This is a genomic window from Oleiagrimonas soli (assembly GCF_000761445.1).
Classification (GTDB): domain Bacteria; phylum Pseudomonadota; class Gammaproteobacteria; order Xanthomonadales; family Rhodanobacteraceae; genus Oleiagrimonas; species Oleiagrimonas soli.
In genome coordinates this window covers 2,390,269-2,410,293 of sequence record NZ_KN196470.1, presented here as the reverse complement: position 1 = coordinate 2,410,293, position 20,025 = coordinate 2,390,269, and the positions used below count along the sequence as shown (strand labels likewise).

Below are 20,025 nucleotides of genomic sequence, written 5' to 3'. Positions count from 1 at the left end.
GCGGCGGATCACCCCACAAGGAAATGTTGTGACCAACAAGAAAACACGACCCGGCAAGGGTTCCGGCAAACAGGCCGGCGCCGCGCCGGGTTCCGCCCCGCAAGGCGGCGCGCCGTCCGATCCTTGGGCCGAGCGCGAGGCGCAGCGCTATGCGCGCCCGATTCCCAGCCGCGAGGCGATTCTGGCGCTGCTGGAAGCGCGCGGCGAACTGATGCGCGAGGAGGCCATCGCCGAGGCGCTGGACCTGACCGACGAAGTCGACCAGCAGGCCCTGGACAAGCGTCTGGGCGCGATGGTGCGCGACGGCCAGCTGTTACGCACCCGGCGCGACGGCTACGGCGTGGCGCGCAAGCTCGATCTGCTGGCCGGCGAAGTGCTCGCCAACGCCGACGGCTACGGCTTCCTGCGTCCGGATGACGGCAGTCCGGATCTGTATCTGTCGCCGTTCGAGATGCGCAAGGTGCTGCACGGCGACCGCGTGCTGGCCAGCATCGTCAGCGTCGACCGTCGCGGCCGCCGCAAGGGCGCCATTGCCGAGGTGCTGGAACGGCGCTTCTCGCGCATCGTCGGTCGCGTGGTGACCGAGCGCGGCATCACCGTGGTGGTGCCCGACGACGACCGCGTGCATCAGGACGTGTTGATCCCGCCCGACCGCTGCAACGGCGCGCGCGCCGGGCAGGTGGTGATCGCCGAGATCACCGAGCCGCCGAACAGCAAGCGCGGCCCCATCGGCGCCATCGTCAGTGTGCTCGGCGAGCGGCTGAAGCCGTCGCTGCTGGTGGAAGTCGCCATCGCCCAGCACGACCTGCCGCACGAATGGCCGCAGCCGGTGATCGGCGAAGTCGAGAACATGCCGGTCGAGGTGCGCGACAGCGATCTGGCCGGGCGCACCGACTTGCGCGGTCTGCCGCTGGTCACCATCGACGGCGACGACTCCAAGGATTTCGACGATGCCGTCTATGCCCAGCCCAAGCGCGGCGGCGGCTGGCGGCTGCTGGTCGCGATCGCCGATGTGGCGCACTACACGCGCCCGGGCACGGCGCTGGATGGCGAAGCCTATGAACGCAGCACCTCGACCTATTTCCCGGGTTTCGTGGTGCCGATGCTGCCCGAGGCGCTGTCCAACGGCCTGTGCTCGCTGAACCCGGACGTGGATCGCCTGTGTCTGGTCTGCGACATGAGCGTCAGCGCGCGCGGCGAGGTCACCCGTTCGCGCTTCTACGAGGGCGTGATGCGCTCGCACGCGCGGCTGACCTACGACGAGGTGTGGCAGGCCGTCGGCGAGCAGCACGCGGCCACGCGCAAGCGTCTGTCCGCGCATCTGCCGGTGCTGGAAGATCTGCACGCGCTGTACAAGGCGCTGGACGGTCAGCGTCGCCGCCGTGGCGCGATCGAGTTCGACACGCACGAAGCCAAGTTCCGCCTCGATGCCAAGGGCGAGGTGAACCAGGTCGAGGTCACGCCGCGCAACGATGCGCACAAGCTGATCGAGGAATGCATGATCGCGGCCAACGTGCAGGCGGCGAAGTTTCTCGAAAGCAAGAAGATTCCCGCGTTGTTCCGCGTGCATGCGTCGCCGCCGGCGGACAAGTACGAGGACCTGCAGGAATTCCTGCGTCAGTACAAGCTGCCGCTGCCGCCGCTGGAGAAGCTGCATCCGGGCGACTACGACAAGCTGCTGAAGAAAGTGCGCGACAACGCCGAATTCGAGCTGATCCAGTCGGTGCTGCTGCGTTCGATGAGCCTGGCCGTGTACCTGCCGCAGAACCACGGCCATTTCGGTCTGTCGCTGGATGCCTACGCGCACTTCACTTCGCCGATCCGCCGCTATCCGGACCTGCTGGTGCATCGCGCGATCCGCTACGCGCTGCGCAAGGGCAAGCCGAAGCACTACACCTACTCCGAAGAGCAGATGGCGAAGATGGCCGCGCACTGTTCGCAGCGCGAACGTCGCGCGGAGGAAGCCGAACGCGCCGTCGACGAGCGCCTGAAGTGCGCCTGGATGGAGAAGCACGTCGGCGATGCGTTCGACGGTCGCGTGACCGGCGTGACGTCGTTCGGCCTGTTCGTGGAACTGGACGGGCACGGCGTGTCGGGACTGGTGCATGTCAGCCAGCTGCCGAACGACTATTATCACTTCGATGTCGAGCGTCGTCTGATGAAGGGCGAGCGCAGCGGGCGCATCTTCCGCCTGGGCGATCGCGTGCGTGTGCAGGTGCTGCGCGCCAGCATGGAAGATCGCAAGATCGACTTCCGCCTGCTGGACGACGGCGCTGGCTCCGGTGAGCGTGACGGCGGCGAGCGCAAGCGTGGCGGTCCCGCGAAGTCGCATCATGCGGATGTCCATCCGTCGCGGGCGTCGAAGAACGCCAAGGCCAAGCCGAAGGCGAAGAGCAAGACCAAATCCACATCCAAGGCGAAAGCCGATAGCAAGAAACGGCCCGCGTCGAAGCGCGCGGCCGGCAAGCGCGGGAGCCGCAAGACATGAGCAACACCACCTGGATCGTCGGCATCAACCCGGTCGACGGCGCTCTGGATAACGATGCCGAGCGGGTGCGCGAGCTGCGCATCGAGCGCGGTGCGCGCAATGCGCGCGTGGCCGAACTGGCCGCGCGTGCGCGTAAGCAAGGTATCGCTGTGACCGAGTGCGCACGCGATCAGCTCGATCGCGTCGCCGACGGCGCGCGGCACCAGGGCGTGGCGGCCAGCTACGCCGCGCCGGAGCCGCTGGGCGAGCAGGAACTGGCCGAAATGGCCGAGCAGGCGGGCCCCGGCGCGCTGTTCCTGGTGCTGGATGGCGTGACCGATCCGCACAATCTCGGCGCGTGCTTGCGCAGCGCGGCGGCGGCCTCGGCGACGGCGGTGATCGTGCCCAAGGATCGCGCCGTCGGCATGACGCCGGTGGTACGTCGCGCCTCGGCCGGCGGCGCCGACCGTGTGCCGCTGGTGGCGGCGACCAACCTGGCGCGTGCCTTGCGCACGTTGAAGGATGCCGGCGTGTGGCTCACCGGCTTTGCCGGCGAAGCCGAGACCGACCTGTACGACATCGACCTCAAGGGACCGTGCGCGCTGGTGCTGGGCAGCGAAGGCGAGGGCATGCGCCGTCTGACCCGCGAGACCTGCGATTTCCTGGCGCGCATCCCGATGCCGGGCGCGATGGAAAGTCTCAATGTTTCGGTCAGCGCCGGCATCGCGCTGTTCGAGGCGCTGCGTCAGCGGCGCGGCTGACGCCGAGTTCGCGGATGCAGGACTGGGCGCCCATTCGAGCCGAAGCGCTGGAAGCGCTGATCGCCGAACAGCTCCTTGCGTGCGAGCCTCGATGGCGGGAATGCTTCGCGCGTTGCCGCATCCCGTTGCGGACAGCGCCCATCCTGCGTTTCGGCCAAACTGAAAGTGTCTTTCTGGTGGCGCGTATGGGCGAGGTCTACCTGTACTACGAAGACGTCGAGGAAGGCTTCAATTTTTCGTCGCTTGCCGAAGACGGCTCGATCCGCACCCCGGGTTTCGAGCAGTGGGAGTTGTCTCATGCGCTGCGGCAGTGGTTGTCTCCGGCGACGTCCCACTCGAGGCTGGCGCGCTCGAAGCCGCAGCGGCATGATGAGGGTGGCCCCATCTAAGCGAGGATGCGCACATGAGCTTTCTACCCTGGCACGTCTGGGTTGGCCTGATCGGCGTGGCGCTGGTGCTGCTGGCGTTCTTCCTGCTGCAGGCGCAGAAGCTGCACGGGCACCGCATGGTCTATCAGCTGATGAATGCGCTGGGTGCACTCGGCGTGCTGATTTCGCTGGTGTTCGGCGAGTTCAACCTGTCGGCCTTCCTGCTGGAAGGCGCGTGGCTGCTGATCAGCATCTACGGCATGATGTTCGGCGTGAAGACGCGCCGGGCGGCGCGCGACGCCAACCGCGACGCGCCCTGGTAGGACGCGTCGCGGCATCGCGTTACTCGTGGGTGACGTGGGGCTCGTCGCCCTTCTTGCGCGGCGCTTCCAGCGGTTCGCCCTTGACCACGAACCAGATGTTCTCGGCGATGTTGGTGGCGTGGTCGCCGATGCGTTCGATGTTCTTGGCCATGAACAGCAGATGCGTGCAGGACGTGATGCTGCGCGGATCTTCCATCATGTAGGTCAGCAGTTCGCGGAACAGGGCGTTGTAGGCTTCGTCGACGTCGACGTCGTCGCGCCAGACCTCGTAGGCCATGTCGGCGTCGTCCTCGCGGTAGGCGTTGAGCACCTTGCGCACCGAGGCGGCGGCCAGCTGCGCCAGATGCTTCAGGCCGTGCGCGGGCGAGACCGGGGCGACCATCGACAGCGGGATCGAGCGCTTGGCCACGTTGGCGGCGTAGTCGCCGATGCGTTCGATGTCGGAGGCCACGCGCAGGGCCGAGAACACCGCGCGCAGGTCGCTGGCCATCGGCGCGCGCAGCGCCAGCAGGCGCACCACGCCGTGGCTGATCTCGTGTTCCATCGTGTCGATGGCGTCGTCGTTGTCGACTACGCGCTGGGCGGCGCGCTCGTCGCGGCGCTCGACCACGTCGATGGATGCTTCCAACTGCGCGACCGCCAGTTCGCCCATGCGCACGATCTCGCCGCGCAGACGGTCCAGTTCCTGGTCGTAGCTCTTGATGATGTGATCGGTGGAGGTATTCATGGCAGCGTCTCGTGTGGTCCGCGCGGTGCGCAGGCAGCGTACTTCAATCAGCCGAAGCGGCCGGTGATGTAGTCCTCGGTCTGCTTCTTGTCCGGCTTGGTGAAGATTTTCTCGGTGTTGCCGAACTCGATCAGTTCGCCCATGTACATGAAGGCAGTGTGGTCGGACACGCGCGCCGCCTGCTGCATGTTGTGGGTGACGATGACGATGGTGAAGGTCTTCTTCAGTTCCTCGATCAGCTGCTCAATGCGGCCGGTCGCGATCGGGTCCAGCGCCGAGGTCGGTTCGTCCAGCAGCAGCACTTCGGGCTTGAGGGCGATGCCGCGGGCGATGCACAGGCGCTGCTGCTGACCGCCGGACAGGCCCAGCGCGCTCTGCTTGAGCTTGTCCTTGACCTCGTCCCACAGCGCCGCGCTGCGCAGGGCTTCCTCGACACGCTCGTCCATCGCCTTGCGCTTGAGCTTCTCGTGATGGCGGATGCCGTAGGCGATGTTCTCGTAGATGGTCATCGGGAACGGCACGGGCTTCTGGAACACCATGCCGACCTTGCTGCGCAGACGGTTCATGGAATAGCGCGGATCGAGGATGTTCTCGCCGTCCAGCAGCACTTCGCCGCTCGCGGTCAGGCCTGGGTAGATCGCGTAGATGCGGTTGAACACGCGCAGCAGGGTGGACTTGCCGCAGCCCGAGGGACCGATGATCGCGGTCACCTTGCGCTCGGGGATGTCCATGCTGATCTGCTTCAGGGCATGGAAACCGTTGTAATGGAAGTCCAGCCCGCGCACTTGGATGCGGGTGCGCGACGCCGTCGTCGTCTGGGCGTCGGCCGTGGTGGTCGGGGTGGCGGCGAAGCTAGTCATGGTTCACCTTCTTGCGCGCGAAGAACAGTCGAGTCAGCAGGGACAGCGCCAGCACGAACAGCGTGATCAGCAGCGCGCCGGCCCAGGCAATGGCGTGCATCGCCGGGTTGGGGTCGTTGGTGTACTGGTAGATGGCGACCGGCAGGCTGGCCATCTTGTCCAGCGGGCCGTAGGCCATGTAGTTGTTGCCGAAGGCGGTGAACAGCAGCGGCGCGGTCTCGCCGGCCAGGCGCGCCAGCGCCAGCAGCACGCCGGTAGCGATGCCCGAGCCGGACGCGCGCATCAGCACCTGCACGGTCAATTTCCACTGCGGGATGCCCAGCGACAGCGCGGCTTCGCGCAAGGTGCCGGGCACCAACTGCAGCATTTCGTCGGTGGTGCGCACGATCACCGGCAAGCCGATCAGCGCCAGGGCGATGGAGCCGGCCAGCGCCGAGAAGCTGACCGAGCCGCCGCTGAGCGAGGTCATCGGCAGCACCACGATCACGTACACGAACAGGCCCAGCACGATCGACGGCGCCGACAGCAGGATGTCGTTGAGGAAGCGGATCATCGAGCCGAGGCGCGTCTTGCGCGCATACTCGGCCAGATAGGTGCCGGCCAGCACGCCGACAGGCGCGCAGATCAGGATCGCCAGCAGGTCCATCAGCAAGCTGCCGACGATGGCGTTGGCCAGACCGCCCTGGTCGGCATAGGCGGTGATCTTGGTGAACAGCGGCACGCCGATGGCGCTGAAGCCGCGGCTGAGCGTGATCCACAGGATCCAGGCCAGGAAGGTCAGGCCGATCAGCGTGGCGATGCCGCTGAGCGTGAGCGCGATGAAGTTGGTGGCGTAGCGGCGGCGGTAGATGGCGGCCATGCTCAGTTGCCCTCCCGACGCGACAGGCGGCGCAGCATCAGGCGCGCGATCATCAGCACGATGAAGGTGACCACGAACAGCAGGAAGCCGAGCGCGATCAGCGCCGAGCGGTGCGTGCCGACCGCTTCGTTGAATTCGTTGGCGATGGACGAGGAGATCGAGGTGCCCGGCATCAGCAGGGAGGCCTGGATGTCGTAGGAATTGCCGAGCACGAAGGTGACCGCCATGGTCTCGCCCAGTGCGCGGCCCAGACCGAGGAAGATGCCGCCGATCACCGCCGAGCGGGTGTAGGGCAGCATGATGTCCCAGACCACTTCCCACTTGGTCGAGCCCAGCGCGTAGGCCGATTCCTTCAGTCGCGTCGGTACGGTCTGGAAGACCTCGCGCATGACCGAGGAGATGAACGGGATGATCATCACCGCCAGCACGATGCCCGCGGTGAGAATGCCCAGGCCCAGCGGCGGACCGTCGAACAGCGCGCCGATGATCGGCAACTGGCCCAGGGTATCGCTGAGCTTGGGTTCGACGTGATCGGCCATGAAGGGCACGAACACGAACAGGCCCCACATGCCGTAGATGATCGACGGGATCGCCGCCAGCAGCTCGATGGCCGTGGCGACCGGCGTGCGCAGCCAGCTCGGCGCGATCTCGCTGAGGAACAGAGCGATGCCGAAGCTGACCGGCACCGCGATGACGATGGCGATGATCGAGGTCACCAGCGTGCCGAAGATCGGACCCAGCGCACCGTACTTGTTCTCGACCGGATTCCAGTCCGAGGTGGTCAGGAATTCCCAGGTATGGCCGAACAGTACTTCGCGACCGCCCCACAGGGTCGACGCGGCGGCGCCCAGCAGCGTCAGCAGCACCAGCAGTGCGCAGCACTTCAGTATCAGACGGAAGAGGCGGTCGTTGCGGGCATCGCGCAAGGCGCGTTGATCGCTGTCGCGGGGTTCGGCGGGGAGGCTGGTGGCGTTCATCGGCAATGCGTTCCGCGTTGCGTGAGACGAAAACGCGACACGCCGGAGGATCCCGGCGTGTCGCCTTGCTTAGCTCGGCATCATCGTAACGATACCGGAGTAGGGGTGCTTACTTCGAGAACTGCGTGTTCCAGTAGTTCTCGATGCGCTTGACCAGGCTGTCCGGCAGCGGCACGTAGTCGAGCGACTCGGCCTGCTTCTGACCGTGCTCGTAGGACCACTTGAAGAAGTCGAACACGACCTTGGTGTTGGCGGCGTTCTTCGGCTTCTTGTACATGATCGCCCACGTGGTGGCGGTGATCGGCCAGGCGTTGGCGCCCGGAGCGTTGGTCATGATCAGGTGGAAGTCCTTGGCGTGCGCCCAGTCAGCCGTCGCGGCGGCGGCCGAGAAGGTTTCGCTGTCCGGCTTCACGGTCTTGCCCGCGGCGTTCTTCATCAGCGCGTAGTTGATGTGGTTCTTCAGCGCGTAGGCATACTCGACGTAACCGATGGAGCCCTTCAGCTGGCCGACGTAGGCGGAGACGCCCTCGTTGCCCTTGCCGCCGATACCCGTCGGCCACTTGACCGCGGTACCTTCGCCCACTTCGCTCTTCCAGGTCGGGCTGACCTTGGACAGGAAGTTGGTGAAGTTGAAGGAGGTGCCCGAACCGTCCGAACGATGCACGACGTTGATGCGCATCGACGGCAGCTTCACGCCCGGGTTCAGCTTGGCGATGGCCGGGTCGTTCCAGTTCTTGATCTTGCCCAGGAAGATGTCGGCCAGGGTCGGGCCGTCCAGCACCATCTGGCCGGTCTTCACGCCCGGCACGTTCAGCGCCGGCACGATGCCGCCGACCACGATCGGGAACTGGCCCAGGCCGTGCGCATTCAGGTCGGACTCGTCCAGCGGCTTGTCGGAAGCGCCGAAGTCGACGGTGCCGGCCTTGATCTGGGCGATGCCGCCGCCCGAACCGATGGACTGATAGTTGATGTGGTTGCCGGTCTTCTCGGCGTAGGTGGCCGACCACTTGGACAGCACGGGGTAGACGAAGCTGGAGCCGGCGCCGGTGACGTCGGTCGCGCCCGCGGCCATGCTGAACAGGGAAGCGGCAGCGACGATGGCGATGCGCGTTTTGATGGAATTGAACACGGTAACTCCTCGGATTCTCGGTCTCAGGCGTTTGCCCGCCTGGCGCCTTTGTAGGCCACGCGTGTTGCAATGAAATGAGTCTAGTGTTTCAGCTGTATGACAGGCCATGAAACAAAGCGGCAAGGTTGTTTCGACACGATGTCATGTTTCATGGTTATAGACATGATTTCATTGCGCTTTTGCGTGCGCTTGCCGCGCATGGTTCATCGTCGCAACTTATTTGCCGTCGTCGGCGATATGCGCCGGTCCCTTGCCCGCGGTCTTCTCGTACACGCCCTTGGCGACCTTGCGGTACTGCGTGAAGCCGTGCTTTTCCAGGTGGCTTTCGCTGGTGCGGTGACTGTTGCCGGCGACCACGGCGGGCGCGCCGATGCGCTGCTGCACGGGTGCGCCGCAATCCGGGCACTGCTGCAGCGGCGCGTCGCTCAGACGCTGCAATACATCGAAGCCCGAGCGACAGCGTTCGCAATGCTGTGCGGTCGATGCGACGTACTCGTAGATGGGCATGGGCTTCGGATGCGGCTTTTTCAGGCGATGGGCAGACCGACGTGGTCGCGTTCGAGATCCTGCAGTTCCTTCCAGCGGTTGACGATGGTGCAGAACAACTGTGCCGTTCGTTCCGCATCATAGAGCGCCGAGTGCGCCTCGCGCGCGTCGAATTCGAATCCGGCGGCCTGCACGGCGCGACTGAGCACGGTCTGTCCGTAGGCCAGGCCGCCCAGGGTGGCGGTGTCGAAGCAACTGAACGGATGGAACGGATTGCGCTTGTGGTTGCAGCGGGCCACCGCGGCGTTGAGGAAGCTCAGGTCGAAGGCGGCGTTGTGGCCGACCAGCACCGCGCGCTGGCAGCCGCTGGCGCGCACGGCCTCACGCACGGGTTTGAACACCATGTCCAATGCTTCGCGCTCGTGCACGGCGGCGCGTAGAGGGTGATCCGGATCGATGCCGGTCACTTCCAGCGCGCGTGGATCGAGGTTGGCGCCTTCGAACGGCTTGACTCGCGCCAGCACCGGCGCGTCGAAGTGCAGCACGCCGTCGCCGTCCATGCGCGTGACCGCCACCGCGATCTCCAGCAGCGCGTCGCGCTGCGAGTCGAAACCGCCGGTTTCCACGTCGACGACCACGGGCAGAAACCCGCGGAAGCGATTGGCCATGCGCGTCACGGGCTGGGAAAGAGCGTTGTCCATCGGCGCAGCATAGCAGCCCGGTCAAGCGCGCCGGGCCGCTTCGCGGGCGGGCTTTACTTCACGCGCGACACGCGCACGCTCTCGCGCGAACCGTCGACGCTGAGCAGCCAGCTGCCGAGGAATCCCTTGCGCAGCGTGACTTTCGGGTTGTCGATGCTGCGCATGGTCATCTGGCTGTCTTCGCTGACTTTCCAGTGCTGGCCGTTGGCGAGCGTGAACACGGTGTAGGCGTCCCAGCCGCGGAAGGCACCGACGATGCTGCTGTGGATGTCGGCGTCGCCCATGTCGTCGCCGGCGGCGCGCGCGCTGCGCGGGACGTAGTCGTCCATCGACGGACCGCGTTCGCCGTGCGTCTGCAGCCAGACGTTCAGCGCCTTCAGCTGGGCGGGAGACAGTTTGTCCAGGCCCAGGCGCATGAACTCGGCGTGCGACATGCGCTCTTCCAGCGGTGCCGGTTTCGGCATCGACTGCGCGTGCACGGTCGTGCACACCGAGAACAGGGAAAGAAATGCGACGAGGAAAAGAGAGAGCGAGCGGGAAGCGGTCACGAAAGAACTCCTTGGATACACGCGTGCGGCGCGCGGCGCGTACGTGGAGCCTGCCAGCGGAACATGACAGTTCCTTTGCAGCGGGGCGGAGGCGCTCGTGCGATGTCGGTGTGTCATCAATTCGTCATCTGTCGCCAACACAACGGTCAAATTTCGCCGTCATGCTGCGCGGCATCACGGCGATTTAACAAGACCGTTGATGCTCACCGAGGGGATGCACGGCGCCGTGCCGTGCACGCCGGCAGATTCAAACGAAGGAGTCCTTCCCATGCGTTGCAAACTCGTCGCCACCGCTATCGCCGTCGCCCTGAGCGCGGCCAGCGTGACCGCCCACGCCGCCACCGGTGACACCACCATCGGCGGCAAGATGTACTTCGATGTCACCCACATCGACCAGAAGAACAGCGACACCGGCAAGACCGACAAGACCGGTACCGGCACGGACGTCAAGCGTTTCTACCTCAGCGTCAGCCATCAGTTCGACGACATCTGGTCGGCCAACCTGACCACCGACTTCAACTACGTGGCCAGCGACGGCGAGACCAACCTGTTCGTCAAGAAGGCCTACGTGCAGGGCAAGTTCAGCGATGCCGCCGTGCTGCGCATCGGTTCGGCCGACATGCCCTGGATTCCGTTCGTCGAGAACATGTACGGCTTCCGCTACGTCGAGAACACCCTCATCGATCGCCTGAAGTTCGGCAACTCGGCTGACTGGGGCGTGCACCTGGGCGGCAAGGTCGGCCAGAGCGGCATGTTCAGCTATGAGGCGGCGGTCGTGAACGGCGGCGGCTACAAGCATCCGGATCGCAGCAAGAGCGTGGACTTTGAAGGTCGCGTCGCGATCATGCCGATCGACGGCCTGGTGGTCGCGGCCGGCGGCTACTCCGGCAAGCTCGGCAAGGACACCCAGACCATGGCTGCGCAGAACACCGCTACGCGCGGCGACCTGCTGGTGGCCTATGTCAGCGAGAAGTTCCGTGTGGGTGGCGAGTACTTCGCCGCCAAGAACTGGAACAACGTGACGAGCCCGCTCAGCGACAAGGCCGACGGCTACTCGGTGTGGGCCAGCGTCGGCATCGCCGACGGCGTGACCGCCTTCGCCCGCTACGACAACGCCAAGCTGAGCAAGGATCTGGATTCGGCCAAGAAGGACACCTACTACAACGCCGGTGTCGAGTTCCAGGTGACCAAGGGCTTCAAGCTGGCCGCCGTGTACAAGCACGAGAAGGGCAACTACACCGCCGCCACGCCGCTGCCGATCCACGTCGCCAACACCAAGACCGACGAAATCGGCGTGTGGGGCGAAGTGAAGTTCTAAGCTTCACGAAGCTGCAACACGGAAGGGCCAGGATGGTCCCGCAGGCAGGACGCCTGCACCAAGCAGATTCCCAGGGACGGAGAAACGGCGGGCAGGCAGCCCGCCGTTTCCTTTTTCAGGCGTCGGCTTTGGTTTTTGACTTGAAGCGGCACAGGTCCGCCAGCACGCAGTGCGGACAATCCGGCTTGCGCGCCTTGCACACGTAGCGCCCGTGCAGGATCAGCCAGTGGTGCGCGTCCTGCATGAACTCCTTCGGCACCACCTTGAGCAGCTTCTGCTCGACCGCGTGGACGGTCTTGCCCGGTGCGAGTCCGGTACGGTTGGAGACGCGGAAGATGTGCGTGTCGACAGCGATGGTGGGTTCGCCGAAGGCGGTGTTGAGCACCACGTTGGCGGTCTTGCGGCCCACGCCCGGCAGCGCTTCCAGCGCCGCGCGGTCGCGCGGCACTTCGCCGTCGTGCTGCTCGATCAGGATGCGGCAGGTGGCGATGACGTTCTTGGCCTTGGCGTTGAACAGGCCGATGGTGTTGATGTAGCGCTTCAGTCCGTCCTCGCCCAGTTTCAGGATCGCCTGCGGCGTACCGGCCTTCGGGTACAGCTTGCGCGTGGCCTTGTTGACGCCGACATCGGTGGCCTGCGCCGACAGGATCACCGCGATCAGCAACTGGAACGGCGTGTCGTATTCGAGTTCGGTGGTGGGCTTGGGATCGAGTTCGCGCAGGCGGCGGAACAGTTCCTCGACATCGGCTCGCTTCATCGGCAGGGTGCGTGATTCAGGGAAACCGCGATTCTACGCTTCCCGCTCGCGCGGCCCAATGATCGCGCGACCGGTCTGTTCGGTGAGGTGGCGAGGTGTTTACCAAAAGAGCTATTTTGGTTAAGTTGGTAAACATGTCCGATTTTCCAAATCACACGCCGCGGCAACAGGCCATCCTGGATGCTGCCATCCGCGTCTTTGGTCATTACGGTTACCGTAAGACAACGGTGGAGCAGCTTGCGGCAGCGGCGGACGTTTCCAAACCGTCCCTGTATCAGCATTTTGCAGGCAAGGAGGCCCTCTTCACCGCCGCGATGCAGCGGTATCTCGAAGAGGGGCTGAAACGTGTCGAGGCGGCGTTGAGCCTGCCCGATACCGATGTGCGCGCGCGCCTGCTGGCAGCGATGGACGCGTGGTTCGGTCGGCATCTGGAAACCTTCACGCCGGCTTCGTTCGACGTCATCACAGCCGGTCATCGCCTGTCGGCCGAGGCCATCGAGGGCTACAAGCAGGCGTTCCGCGCACAGCTTACGCAAGCGTTGGCGACGTCGGTCGAATGTGATGTGGCCTGCACGCCGGCGGAGTTGGCGGATGTCCTGTTCCGGTTCGGGCTGACCTGGAAGGAACCGGACCAGACCCGGGAGCGTTTCCTCGCCTCCGTCGCCCTCTGCATCCGCGCGTGTTGCGGAACGGGTGCGAAGCGCGTGCCCAGCCGCCACCGGGAGAAACAGGCATGAGCCGCGTGCTGGTGACCGGGGTCGGCGGTTTCGTCGGCATGCATGTCGCGCAGCAGTTGCTGGCCGCGGGGCACGAGGTGCGCGGCAGTCTACGTTCGATGGATCGCGCCCGGACGGTGCGTGAGGCGATTTCGGCAGGCGAGACGAATGCGCTTTCGTTCGTTCGCGCCGACCTTGAGCGCGACGCGGACTGGGCGGCGGCGGTCGAGGGTTGCGAGGTGGTGATGCACGTGGCCTCGCCATTCCCGGCCGGCGATCCGAAACACGAAGACGAGTTGATCGTGCCAGCGCGCGAGGGCGCCTTGCGCGTGCTGCGGGCAGCCTGCGCGGCCGGCGTGCGACGCGTCGTCATGACGTCGTCGTTCGCGGCCATCGGCTACGGCCATCCGCCACAGGATGCGCCATTTGATGAGTCGGACTGGACTGACGTCGACGCACGCGGCGTGGGCGCATACATCAAGTCGAAAGCGCTGGCCGAGCGCGCGGCGTGGGCGTATATGGCGGAGGCCTCCGGCGACACGGAACTGACCGTGATCAACCCGACGGGCATCTTCGGGCCGGTGCTGGACCGGAGGCTGTCTGCATCGACGCAGATCGTGCGTCAGATGCTCGACGGTTCGATCGCGCGCTGTCCGCCGATCTTCTTCGGCGTGGTCGATGTGCGTGACGTGGCCGATCTCCATGTGCGTGCCATGTTGGCGCCGGAGGCCGCCGGGCAGCGCTTTCTGGCCGTTGCTGGAGAACCGCTGTCGATGGCGGACGTGGCGGCGATGCTGCGCCGTCGGCTCGGTGCAGCCGCCGAACGGGTGCCCACGAAGCAGGCGCCGGCATGGTTGCTGCGGGTCCTTGCGCTGCGGAACGCCCGGGTTCGTTCGATGGTTCCGAATCTCAACAAGGTGCGTCGGGCCAGCAACGAGCGCGCGCGGCGCCTGCTCGGCTGGTCGCCGCGCTCGAGCGAGGAGGCGATCGTCGCCACGGCGCAGAGTCTGTTGCGTCTGGGGCTGGTCGATGCCGAGGGCGACGACTAGCGCGGGTCGCGTCGCTTGGCCTTGGCGCGGGCGATGGCTTCCTGCACCGCGCTGCGGGTGATGCTCTTGCGGATGCCGTCGTCGCCGGTGTCGGGCGCGGCAGGAGCGTGCATGGCGGCCTTGCGCGCGGCGAGCTGGGCTTCGCGTTCGCGGCGGTCTCGCGCCAGGCGCGCTTCACGCTGGCGGAAGTGTTCGCGCGCGGCGTCGGCGTGGGCCGCGTCGATCTGCGCCAGCGGCATCGGGTCCAGCGCGATGCAGTCGACCGGGCAGGCCGGCACGCACAGTTCGCAGCCGGTGCAGCGGTCGGCGATCACCGTATGCATCTGCTTGCTGGCACCGAGGATGGCGTCGACCGGGCAGACCTGAATGCACTTGGTGCAGCCGATGCAGTCGGCTTCGATCACCCGCGCCAGCGTGCGCGGTTTCTCGACGCCGTGGGCGGGGTCGAGCGGAAGGGCCGCACGCCCCAGCAGCGAGGCGAGCTTGTCGATGCCGGCACGTCCGCCGGGCGGGCACTGATTGATCTCGGCTTCGCCCGCGACGATGGCCTCGGCGTAGGGGCGGCAGCCGTGGTAGCCGCACTGCTCGCACTGCGTCTGTGGCAGCAGGGCATCGATGCGGTCGGCGAGGTTCATGGAATCGTCAGTCACGCGGGCACCGGTCCGTTAGCATCGGTGCATTGTCGCGCAACGGAGCACGAGCATGAAATCGAGATTGTCCATCGCCGTCCTGATCGTTCTCACCATGTGCCTGGTCGGCGGTTCGCTGGTCGCCAGCGGCGCTTTTGCGCATGCCACTTCGGGCGACCAGCCGCGTACCGTCACGGTGTTCGTCGACGCCACGTTCGGCATGCGCAAGAACCACATGGCGCGCAAGCTGACCAAGTCGGAGGCCGAGTACGCCGCCAAGGGCTATCGTTTCGCGCAGATGGTGGCCTACAACGAGAACGGCGACCTGGAAGGCTTCTTCGTGACCTACGTGCGCGACTGAGCGCTCAAACGTCGGCGCAGTACCTGCCAGTCCTGCGGCAGCGGATAACGGGTGCCGTCATGGACTCGTGCGCGTTGCGCACGGTACAGGTCAGGCGGCCGCGATCGATGCGATACGGCATGGCGCCGTCGGGATAGGCCGGCGTCAGCACGGTGTGGATCGCGTCGGTGGCATAGGCGTTCGCGGGCGTCGCGGCGGTGAGCAGCGCGACGCTCGTCAGAGACAGGATCGGGGCGAGTCGAAGGGCATGCGTCCGTGCATGCCGACTGGCTCAGCGTACGCTGGCGCCCGGCTTGGCCGCGGCGTCGACCTCGATCAGGTTGAGGTCCGTGCCGCCTTCGCCGGCGGACAGGATCATGCCCTCGGACAGGCCGAAGCGCATCTTGCGCGGCGCGAGGTTGGCGATGAACACCACGTTGCGGCCGATCAGCTTTTCCGGTTCCGGATAGGCCGCCTTGATGCCTGAGAAGATCTGCCGCGTGCCCAGGTCGCCAGCATCGAGCTCGAAGCGCAATAGCTTGTCGGCGCCCTCGACGTGCTCGCACGCCACGACCTTGCCCACGCGCAGATCGAGCTTGGCGAAGTCGTCGATGCCGATGGTGGCCGGACCCTTGTCCTCGGCGGCGGCCGGGGCGGGAGCGGGGGCCGGCGTCGGCGCGGCGGCGGGGGCGAGGGATTCCTTGGCGTCTTCGATCATGGTTTCGATGTTCTTGGGGTCGATGCGGGTCATCAGCGGCTGGAAGGCCGCCAGCAGGTGGTCGGTCAGCGGTTCGCGCACGTCGGCGAACGCGCTCGTTTCGGTGGCGAGGAAGGTTTCCGCGCGCGCCACCGTGGCCGGCACCACCGGTTTCAGCCAGGCGCTGAGCAGGCGGAACAGGTTGATCGCCATCGAGCAGACTTGGTGCAACTCGTCGCGCAGGCTGTCGTCCTTGGCCATCTTCCACGGCGCCTTCTCGGCGATCCAGGCGTTGGTGTCGTCGGCCACGCTCATCACCGTGCGCATGGCATGCGCGTACTCGCGCTTCTCGAACAGCGCGGCGCAGGCGTCCAGGCGCGCGACGGCGTCGTCGTAGCGCTGGCGCAGTTCCGGGTCGATGCGGGCGGCCAGCTTGCCGTCGAAGAACTTGTGCACGAAGCCGGCGCAGCGGCTGGCGATGTTGACCCACTTGCCGACCAGGTGCGAGTTCACGCGGTCCTCGAAGGCCTTGAAGTCCAGGTCGAGGTCGGCCAGCGTCGGTCCCAGCAGCGCGGCGAGGTAGTAGCGCAGGTAGTCCGGGTCGAGGTGATCCAGATAGGTGCGCGCGTTGATGAAGGTACCGCGCGACTTGGACATCTTCGCGCCGTTCACCGTCAGGAAGCCATGCACGTTGACCGCGGTCGGCGTGCGCAGGCCGGTGCCGTGTAGCATGGCCGGCCAGAACAGGGTGTGGAAGTAGGTGATGTCCTTGCCGATGAAGTGCACCATCTCGGTGCCGGCCGCGGCGGCGGCATCGCGCTCGATGAAGGCGTCCTTGTCCAGGCCGTTGGCATCGGCGTAGTCGCTGAAGCTGGCCAGGTAGCCCACCGGCGCGTCCAGCCACACGTAGAAGAACTTGCCCGGCGCGTCCGGCAGCTCGAAGCCGAAGTACGGCTTGTCGCGCGAGATGTCCCAGCTGCGCAGGCCGTCGGTGAACCACTCTTCCAGCTTGTTGACGACCTCACCCTGCAGAGCGCCGGCTTCGCGGCGTTCGGCCAGCCATGCGCGCAGCATAGCTTCAAAATCGCCCAGGCGCACGAAGTAGTGCACGGACTCCTTCTGCACCGGCTTGGCGCCGGAGATCACCGAATACGGTTCGATCAGGTCGGTGGGCGCGTAGGTCTTGCCGCAGACTTCGCAGGAGTCGCCGTACTGATCCTTGCTGTGGCAGTTCGGACACTCGCCCTTGATGAAGCGGTCCGGCAGGAAGATGTCGCGGTCCGGATCGTAGAACTGCAGGATCGGCTTCGACTCGACATGCCCGGCGTCGCGCAGCGCCTCGTAGATGCGCACGGTCAGCGCCTGGTTGGTCGGGCTGTGCGTGCTGGAATAGTGGTCGTAGCCGATGTGGAAATCGCGGAAATCGGCCTGATGCTGCGTGTTGCTGTCGGCGATCAGTTGTTCGGGCGTGATGCCCTCGCGCTCGGCGCGCAGCATGATCGGCGTGCCGTGGGCATCGTCGGCGCAGACGAAGTGCACCGTGTGCCCGGCCATGCGCATGGCGCGCACCCAGATGTCGCCCTGGACGTGCTCGACCATGTGCCCGATGTGGATCGGACCGTTGGCGTAGGGCAGGGCGCAGGTGGCCAGGATGCGGCGATTCATGCGTGCGGTTCCGGTAAGGCGTGACAAGCGTGGGATTATGGCAGGGAGCGGCGGCCCCGGACCAGCGCGGGCGCGGCGTTGCGTCCTTTCTGAAACGCCAAAGCCCGGGCCGGCAGGACACCGGTCCGGGCTTTGGCGGGAAAGCGCTTCGGTCAGTGTTGCATGGCGTCGCCGGCTTGCGGCGACATCGGCGCGGAGGATGCGGCCGGCATCGATGCCGGTTCCGGCATCTCGGTGCGCAGCCAGACCTGGGTGCGGCCCAGCAGCGAGAACCCGATGTAGCCGCGGACCTTGAGCTTCTGACCGCCGTCGACCAGCTGCATGCTGGCCTTGTAGACCTTGCCGCTCTTGGGGTCGAGGATGCGCCCGCCGTCCCATTCGTCGCCGTCGCGGGTCAGGCCCCAGACGAAGGTCATGCCTTCGATGGGCTGGTTGTGACGCGCGCCGTCGCACTTCTTGCAGATCGGATGCGGGCCGTCGTCGGACTTCAGCACCTGCAGGATCTTGCCTTCGAGTACGCCGTCGTGTTCGGTGATCTGGACGATGGCCTTGGCCTGGCCGGTGTCGTCGTCGATGGTTTTCCAGGTGCCCACGGGCGAGTTGCTGGCGGCCAGGGCCGGCAGGCTGGCGAGCAGCAGGGCGGCGGTGGCGAGGGTTTGGCGCAAGGACAGCATGATGGTCTCCTCCCATACGTGGACGTATGGCAGCGAGCGTGCCCAGTGCCGGCGGTCAGGTCAAGCTGCAACGCGCCATACGGTTCGCCGTGCATCCATGACGCGCGGTCCGCGCCTGGCGGCTTGACGTCTGCGGCATAATGGCGGTCTGACTTTGCACGCACGGCCTCCCATGACAGCTCTCGATCAAGACCGGGTTCGTTCGATCCTGGAACGTGTCGTCGATCCGCATACCGGCCTCGGCCTTGGCGGCTGCGTCCGCGCCGTGGGCGTGGACGGCGCGCGCGTGTCGGTCGATCTGCAACTGGGGTATCCGGCGCACGGCGCGCGGGAGGCGCTGGCGCAGCAGGCGCGCGAGGCGCTGGAGGCCGACGCCGCCGTCGACAGTGCGGTGGTCTCGATCACCAGCCGGGTGCACGCGCATCAGGTGCAGGGCAAGCTGGCGCCGCTGACGGGGGTGAAGAACATCATCGCCGTGGCCTCGGGCAAGGGCGGCGTGGGCAAGTCCACGGTCAGCGCGAATCTGGCGCTGGCGCTGGCGGCCGAGGGCGCGCGCGTGGGCGTGCTGGACGCCGACATCTACGGCCCCAGTCAGCCGCGCATGCTGGGCGCGGAAGGCCGCCCGGATTCGCCCGACGGCAAGACCATCACGCCGAAGACGCCGCACGGTCTGCAGATGATGTCGATTGGTCTGCTGGTCGAGGAAGAGACACCGATGATCTGGCGCGGCCCGATGGTCACGCAGGCGCTGACGCAGCTGCTCAACGACACTCGCTGGGACGCGCTCGATTATCTGATTCTGGATCTGCCGCCGGGCACCGGCGACATCCAGCTGACGATGGCGCAGAAGATTCCGGTGGCTGGCGCGGTGATCGTCACCACGCCGCAGGACATCGCCCTGCTCGACGCGCGCAAGGCACTGAAGATGTTCGAGAAGGTCGAGGTGCCGGTGCTGGGTATCGTCGAGAACATGGCCACCCACGTGTGCACGAATTGCGGCCACGAGGAACACATCTTCGGCGAAGGCGGCGCGGCGCGCATGAGCGCGCAGTACGACGTGCCGGTGCTGGGCAGCCTGCCGCTCGATCTGCGCATCCGCGAACAGGCCGACAGCGGCACGCCGACGGTGGCCGCGATGCCGGATTCGGACCTCACCGCGCGCTACCGCGCCATCGCGCGCAACACCGCAGGGCGGCTTTCGCTGCGTCCGCGGAACAAGTCGCTGGGACTGGGCAAGGTGGTGGTGCAGGGCGCGCCGCCGCAGGCCTGACAGCAAGCTTTCGTATGGCGACGCTGCGCACGAGCAGGTATGTTGCGCGGATCGTCGCCGCACACTTATCAATGCACGGGACTTCGCACACGTGAGCATCAAATCCGACAGGTGGATCCGCCGCATGGCCGAGGAGCACGGCATGATCGAGCCGTTCGAGCCGGGCCAGGTCAAGCAGCGCGACGGTCGCAAGCTGGTGTCCTACGGCACTTCGAGCTACGGCTACGACGTGCGCTGCGCGGACGAGTTCAAGATCTTCACCAACATCAATTCCAGCATCGTCGATCCGAAGGCGTTCGACGCCGGCAGTTTCGTCGACGTTAAGGCCGACGAATGCATCATTCCGCCGAATTCGTTCGCGCTGGCGCGCACGGTCGAATACTTCCGCATCCCGCGCAAAGTGCTGACGATCTGTCTGGGCAAGAGCACCTACGCGCGCTGCGGCATCATCGTCAACGTGACGCCGCTGGAGCCGGAATGGGAAGGCCACGTGACGTTGGAATTTTCCAACACCACGCCGCTGCCGGCGCGCATCTACGCCAACGAAGGCGTGGCGCAGATGTTGTTCCTGGAGTCGGACGAGGAATGCGAGACCAGCTACCGCGATCGTGGCGGCAAGTATCAGGGCCAGCGCGGCGTCACCCTGCCGCGCACCTGAGCCTCGCGTTACACTGCCTCATTGAATTGACGTCGTACCGTCGGAG

At 66.1% G+C, this 20,025-nt stretch carries 22 protein-coding genes; 10 read left to right on the top strand and 12 right to left on the bottom strand.

Going from position 1 to position 20,025, the window contains the following annotated elements; genetic code table 11:
* Positions 1-28 precede the first annotated feature (28 nt).
* The 4 genes from rnr to LF63_RS10680 are packed head-to-tail and all read left to right on the top strand — an operon-like array spanning position 29 to position 3,919.
* Positions 29-2,488 (top strand): ribonuclease R, encoded by a 2,460-nt coding sequence (gene rnr / locus LF63_RS10695; protein WP_052394979.1) that lies wholly within the window; start codon positions 29-31, stop codon positions 2,486-2,488.
* Entirely contained in the window at positions 2,485-3,228 is a 744-nt protein-coding gene (gene rlmB, locus LF63_RS10690; protein WP_043101668.1) for a 23S rRNA (guanosine(2251)-2'-O)-methyltransferase RlmB, read from the top strand. Before rnr ends, rlmB begins: the two co-directional genes overlap by 4 nt.
* A gap of 14 nt (positions 3,229-3,242) precedes the next feature.
* Complete coding sequence (locus LF63_RS10685; RefSeq protein ID WP_052394977.1) at positions 3,243-3,617, top strand: hypothetical protein; 375 nt, start codon at positions 3,243-3,245, stop codon at positions 3,615-3,617.
* 14 nt (positions 3,618-3,631) lie between these two features.
* On the top strand, positions 3,632-3,919 hold the full coding sequence (locus LF63_RS10680; RefSeq protein ID WP_043101667.1) for a CBU_0592 family membrane protein: 288 nt from the start codon (positions 3,632-3,634) through the stop codon (positions 3,917-3,919).
* A gap of 19 nt (positions 3,920-3,938) precedes the next feature.
* Here the strand turns inward: LF63_RS10680 and phoU are convergent, their stop codons facing one another.
* From phoU to LF63_RS10640, 8 genes are all read right to left on the bottom strand, one after another.
* Complete coding sequence (gene phoU / locus LF63_RS10675) at positions 3,939-4,646, bottom strand: phosphate signaling complex protein PhoU (RefSeq protein WP_043101665.1); 708 nt, start codon at positions 4,644-4,646, stop codon at positions 3,939-3,941.
* 47 nt (positions 4,647-4,693) lie between these two features.
* On the bottom strand, positions 4,694-5,506 hold the full coding sequence (gene pstB, locus LF63_RS10670; RefSeq protein ID WP_043101662.1) for a phosphate ABC transporter ATP-binding protein PstB: 813 nt from the start codon (positions 5,504-5,506) through the stop codon (positions 4,694-4,696).
* Positions 5,499-6,365: a phosphate ABC transporter permease PstA gene (pstA, locus tag LF63_RS10665; protein ID WP_043101661.1), complete on the bottom strand. Its 867-nt coding sequence runs from the start codon at positions 6,363-6,365 to the stop codon at positions 5,499-5,501. The genes pstB and pstA overlap by 8 nt, the downstream gene beginning before the upstream one ends.
* Positions 6,366-6,367: 2 nt before the next feature.
* Positions 6,368-7,342 (bottom strand): phosphate ABC transporter permease subunit PstC, encoded by a 975-nt coding sequence (gene pstC, locus LF63_RS10660; protein WP_043101659.1) that lies wholly within the window; start codon positions 7,340-7,342, stop codon positions 6,368-6,370.
* Positions 7,343-7,451: 109 nt separating this feature from the next.
* Positions 7,452-8,471: a phosphate ABC transporter substrate-binding protein PstS gene (gene pstS / locus LF63_RS10655; protein ID WP_043101656.1), complete on the bottom strand. Its 1,020-nt coding sequence runs from the start codon at positions 8,469-8,471 to the stop codon at positions 7,452-7,454.
* A gap of 216 nt (positions 8,472-8,687) precedes the next feature.
* On the bottom strand, positions 8,688-8,978 hold the full coding sequence (locus LF63_RS10650; protein WP_052394975.1) for an FmdB family zinc ribbon protein: 291 nt from the start codon (positions 8,976-8,978) through the stop codon (positions 8,688-8,690).
* A gap of 20 nt (positions 8,979-8,998) precedes the next feature.
* Complete coding sequence (rnt, locus tag LF63_RS10645) at positions 8,999-9,658, bottom strand: ribonuclease T (protein ID WP_043101654.1); 660 nt, start codon at positions 9,656-9,658, stop codon at positions 8,999-9,001.
* Positions 9,659-9,711: 53 nt separating this feature from the next.
* Positions 9,712-10,206 (bottom strand): hypothetical protein, encoded by a 495-nt coding sequence (locus tag LF63_RS10640; RefSeq protein ID WP_043101652.1) that lies wholly within the window; start codon positions 10,204-10,206, stop codon positions 9,712-9,714.
* A 268-nt stretch (positions 10,207-10,474) separates the two neighbouring features.
* On the opposite strand from LF63_RS10640, the gene LF63_RS10635 reads away from it, so the two are divergent.
* Positions 10,475-11,524: a porin gene (locus tag LF63_RS10635; RefSeq protein ID WP_043101649.1), complete on the top strand. Its 1,050-nt coding sequence runs from the start codon at positions 10,475-10,477 to the stop codon at positions 11,522-11,524.
* A 115-nt stretch (positions 11,525-11,639) separates the two neighbouring features.
* Here LF63_RS10635 and nth read toward each other — a convergent pair whose 3' ends face one another.
* On the bottom strand, positions 11,640-12,281 hold the full coding sequence (nth, locus tag LF63_RS10630) for an endonuclease III (protein WP_043101646.1): 642 nt from the start codon (positions 12,279-12,281) through the stop codon (positions 11,640-11,642).
* A 134-nt stretch (positions 12,282-12,415) separates the two neighbouring features.
* Between nth and LF63_RS15295 the strand changes: the two genes are divergently transcribed.
* Positions 12,416-13,018 (top strand): TetR/AcrR family transcriptional regulator, encoded by a 603-nt coding sequence (locus tag LF63_RS15295; protein WP_152569318.1) that lies wholly within the window; start codon positions 12,416-12,418, stop codon positions 13,016-13,018.
* Positions 13,015-14,046: an SDR family oxidoreductase gene (locus LF63_RS10620; RefSeq protein WP_043101644.1), complete on the top strand. Its 1,032-nt coding sequence runs from the start codon at positions 13,015-13,017 to the stop codon at positions 14,044-14,046. The genes LF63_RS15295 and LF63_RS10620 overlap by 4 nt, the downstream gene beginning before the upstream one ends.
* On the opposite strand, the gene LF63_RS10615 is transcribed toward LF63_RS10620, so the two are convergent.
* Positions 14,043-14,681, bottom strand: coding sequence for an RnfABCDGE type electron transport complex subunit B (locus LF63_RS10615; protein WP_043101643.1), 639 nt, complete (start codon positions 14,679-14,681; stop codon positions 14,043-14,045). The two genes, LF63_RS10620 and LF63_RS10615, sit on opposite strands and share 4 nt — an antisense overlap.
* Before the next feature lie 67 nt (positions 14,682-14,748).
* On the opposite strand from LF63_RS10615, the gene LF63_RS10610 reads away from it, so the two are divergent.
* Positions 14,749-15,036 carry a hypothetical protein gene (locus tag LF63_RS10610; protein ID WP_043101642.1) on the top strand — a complete coding sequence of 96 codons (288 nt, stop codon included), beginning with the start codon at positions 14,749-14,751 and terminating at the stop codon, positions 15,034-15,036.
* A 271-nt stretch (positions 15,037-15,307) separates the two neighbouring features.
* Here the strand turns inward: LF63_RS10610 and metG are convergent, their stop codons facing one another.
* Together metG and LF63_RS10600 are read right to left on the bottom strand one after the other, a co-directional pair.
* The gene (metG, locus tag LF63_RS10605; RefSeq protein ID WP_043101640.1) at positions 15,308-17,377 is read right to left on the bottom strand and encodes a methionine--tRNA ligase; all 2,070 of its coding nucleotides are present in this window, start codon (positions 17,375-17,377) and stop codon (positions 15,308-15,310) included.
* Between the two features lie 152 nt (positions 17,378-17,529).
* Complete coding sequence (locus LF63_RS10600) at positions 17,530-18,051, bottom strand: DUF2147 domain-containing protein (protein ID WP_081945183.1); 522 nt, start codon at positions 18,049-18,051, stop codon at positions 17,530-17,532.
* 172 nt (positions 18,052-18,223) lie between these two features.
* Here LF63_RS10600 and apbC point away from each other — a divergent pair, with 172 nt between their 5' ends.
* Positions 18,224-19,321 carry an iron-sulfur cluster carrier protein ApbC gene (gene apbC / locus LF63_RS10595; protein ID WP_043101639.1) on the top strand — a complete coding sequence of 366 codons (1,098 nt, stop codon included), beginning with the start codon at positions 18,224-18,226 and terminating at the stop codon, positions 19,319-19,321.
* Positions 19,322-19,412: 91 nt separating this feature from the next.
* Entirely contained in the window at positions 19,413-19,979 is a 567-nt protein-coding gene (dcd, locus tag LF63_RS10590; RefSeq protein WP_043101638.1) for a dCTP deaminase, read from the top strand.
* Positions 19,980-20,025 lie beyond the last annotated feature (46 nt).

Coding starts and splice junctions, on each gene's coding strand:
- rlmB (WP_043101668.1), top strand. CDS start 2,485: ATGAGCAACACCACCTGGATCGTCGGCATCAACCCGGTCGACGGCGCT.
- LF63_RS10685 (WP_052394977.1), top strand. CDS start 3,243: ATGCAGGACTGGGCGCCCATTCGAGCCGAAGCGCTGGAAGCGCTGATC.
- LF63_RS10680 (WP_043101667.1), top strand. CDS start 3,632: ATGAGCTTTCTACCCTGGCACGTCTGGGTTGGCCTGATCGGCGTGGCG.
- phoU (WP_043101665.1), bottom strand. CDS start 4,646: ATGAATACCTCCACCGATCACATCATCAAGAGCTACGACCAGGAACTG.
- pstB (WP_043101662.1), bottom strand. CDS start 5,506: ATGACTAGCTTCGCCGCCACCCCGACCACCACGGCCGACGCCCAGACG.
- pstA (WP_043101661.1), bottom strand. CDS start 6,365: ATGGCCGCCATCTACCGCCGCCGCTACGCCACCAACTTCATCGCGCTC.
- pstC (WP_043101659.1), bottom strand. CDS start 7,342: ATGAACGCCACCAGCCTCCCCGCCGAACCCCGCGACAGCGATCAACGC.
- LF63_RS10650 (WP_052394975.1), bottom strand. CDS start 8,978: ATGCCCATCTACGAGTACGTCGCATCGACCGCACAGCATTGCGAACGC.
- rnt (WP_043101654.1), bottom strand. CDS start 9,658: ATGGACAACGCTCTTTCCCAGCCCGTGACGCGCATGGCCAATCGCTTC.
- LF63_RS10635 (WP_043101649.1), top strand. CDS start 10,475: ATGCGTTGCAAACTCGTCGCCACCGCTATCGCCGTCGCCCTGAGCGCG.
- nth (WP_043101646.1), bottom strand. CDS start 12,281: ATGAAGCGAGCCGATGTCGAGGAACTGTTCCGCCGCCTGCGCGAACTC.
- LF63_RS15295 (WP_152569318.1), top strand. CDS start 12,416: ATGTCCGATTTTCCAAATCACACGCCGCGGCAACAGGCCATCCTGGAT.
- LF63_RS10620 (WP_043101644.1), top strand. CDS start 13,015: ATGAGCCGCGTGCTGGTGACCGGGGTCGGCGGTTTCGTCGGCATGCAT.
- LF63_RS10615 (WP_043101643.1), bottom strand. CDS start 14,681: ATGAACCTCGCCGACCGCATCGATGCCCTGCTGCCACAGACGCAGTGC.
- LF63_RS10610 (WP_043101642.1), top strand. CDS start 14,749: ATGAAATCGAGATTGTCCATCGCCGTCCTGATCGTTCTCACCATGTGC.
- metG (WP_043101640.1), bottom strand. CDS start 17,377: ATGAATCGCCGCATCCTGGCCACCTGCGCCCTGCCCTACGCCAACGGT.
- LF63_RS10600 (WP_081945183.1), bottom strand. CDS start 18,051: ATGCTGTCCTTGCGCCAAACCCTCGCCACCGCCGCCCTGCTGCTCGCC.
- apbC (WP_043101639.1), top strand. CDS start 18,224: ATGACAGCTCTCGATCAAGACCGGGTTCGTTCGATCCTGGAACGTGTC.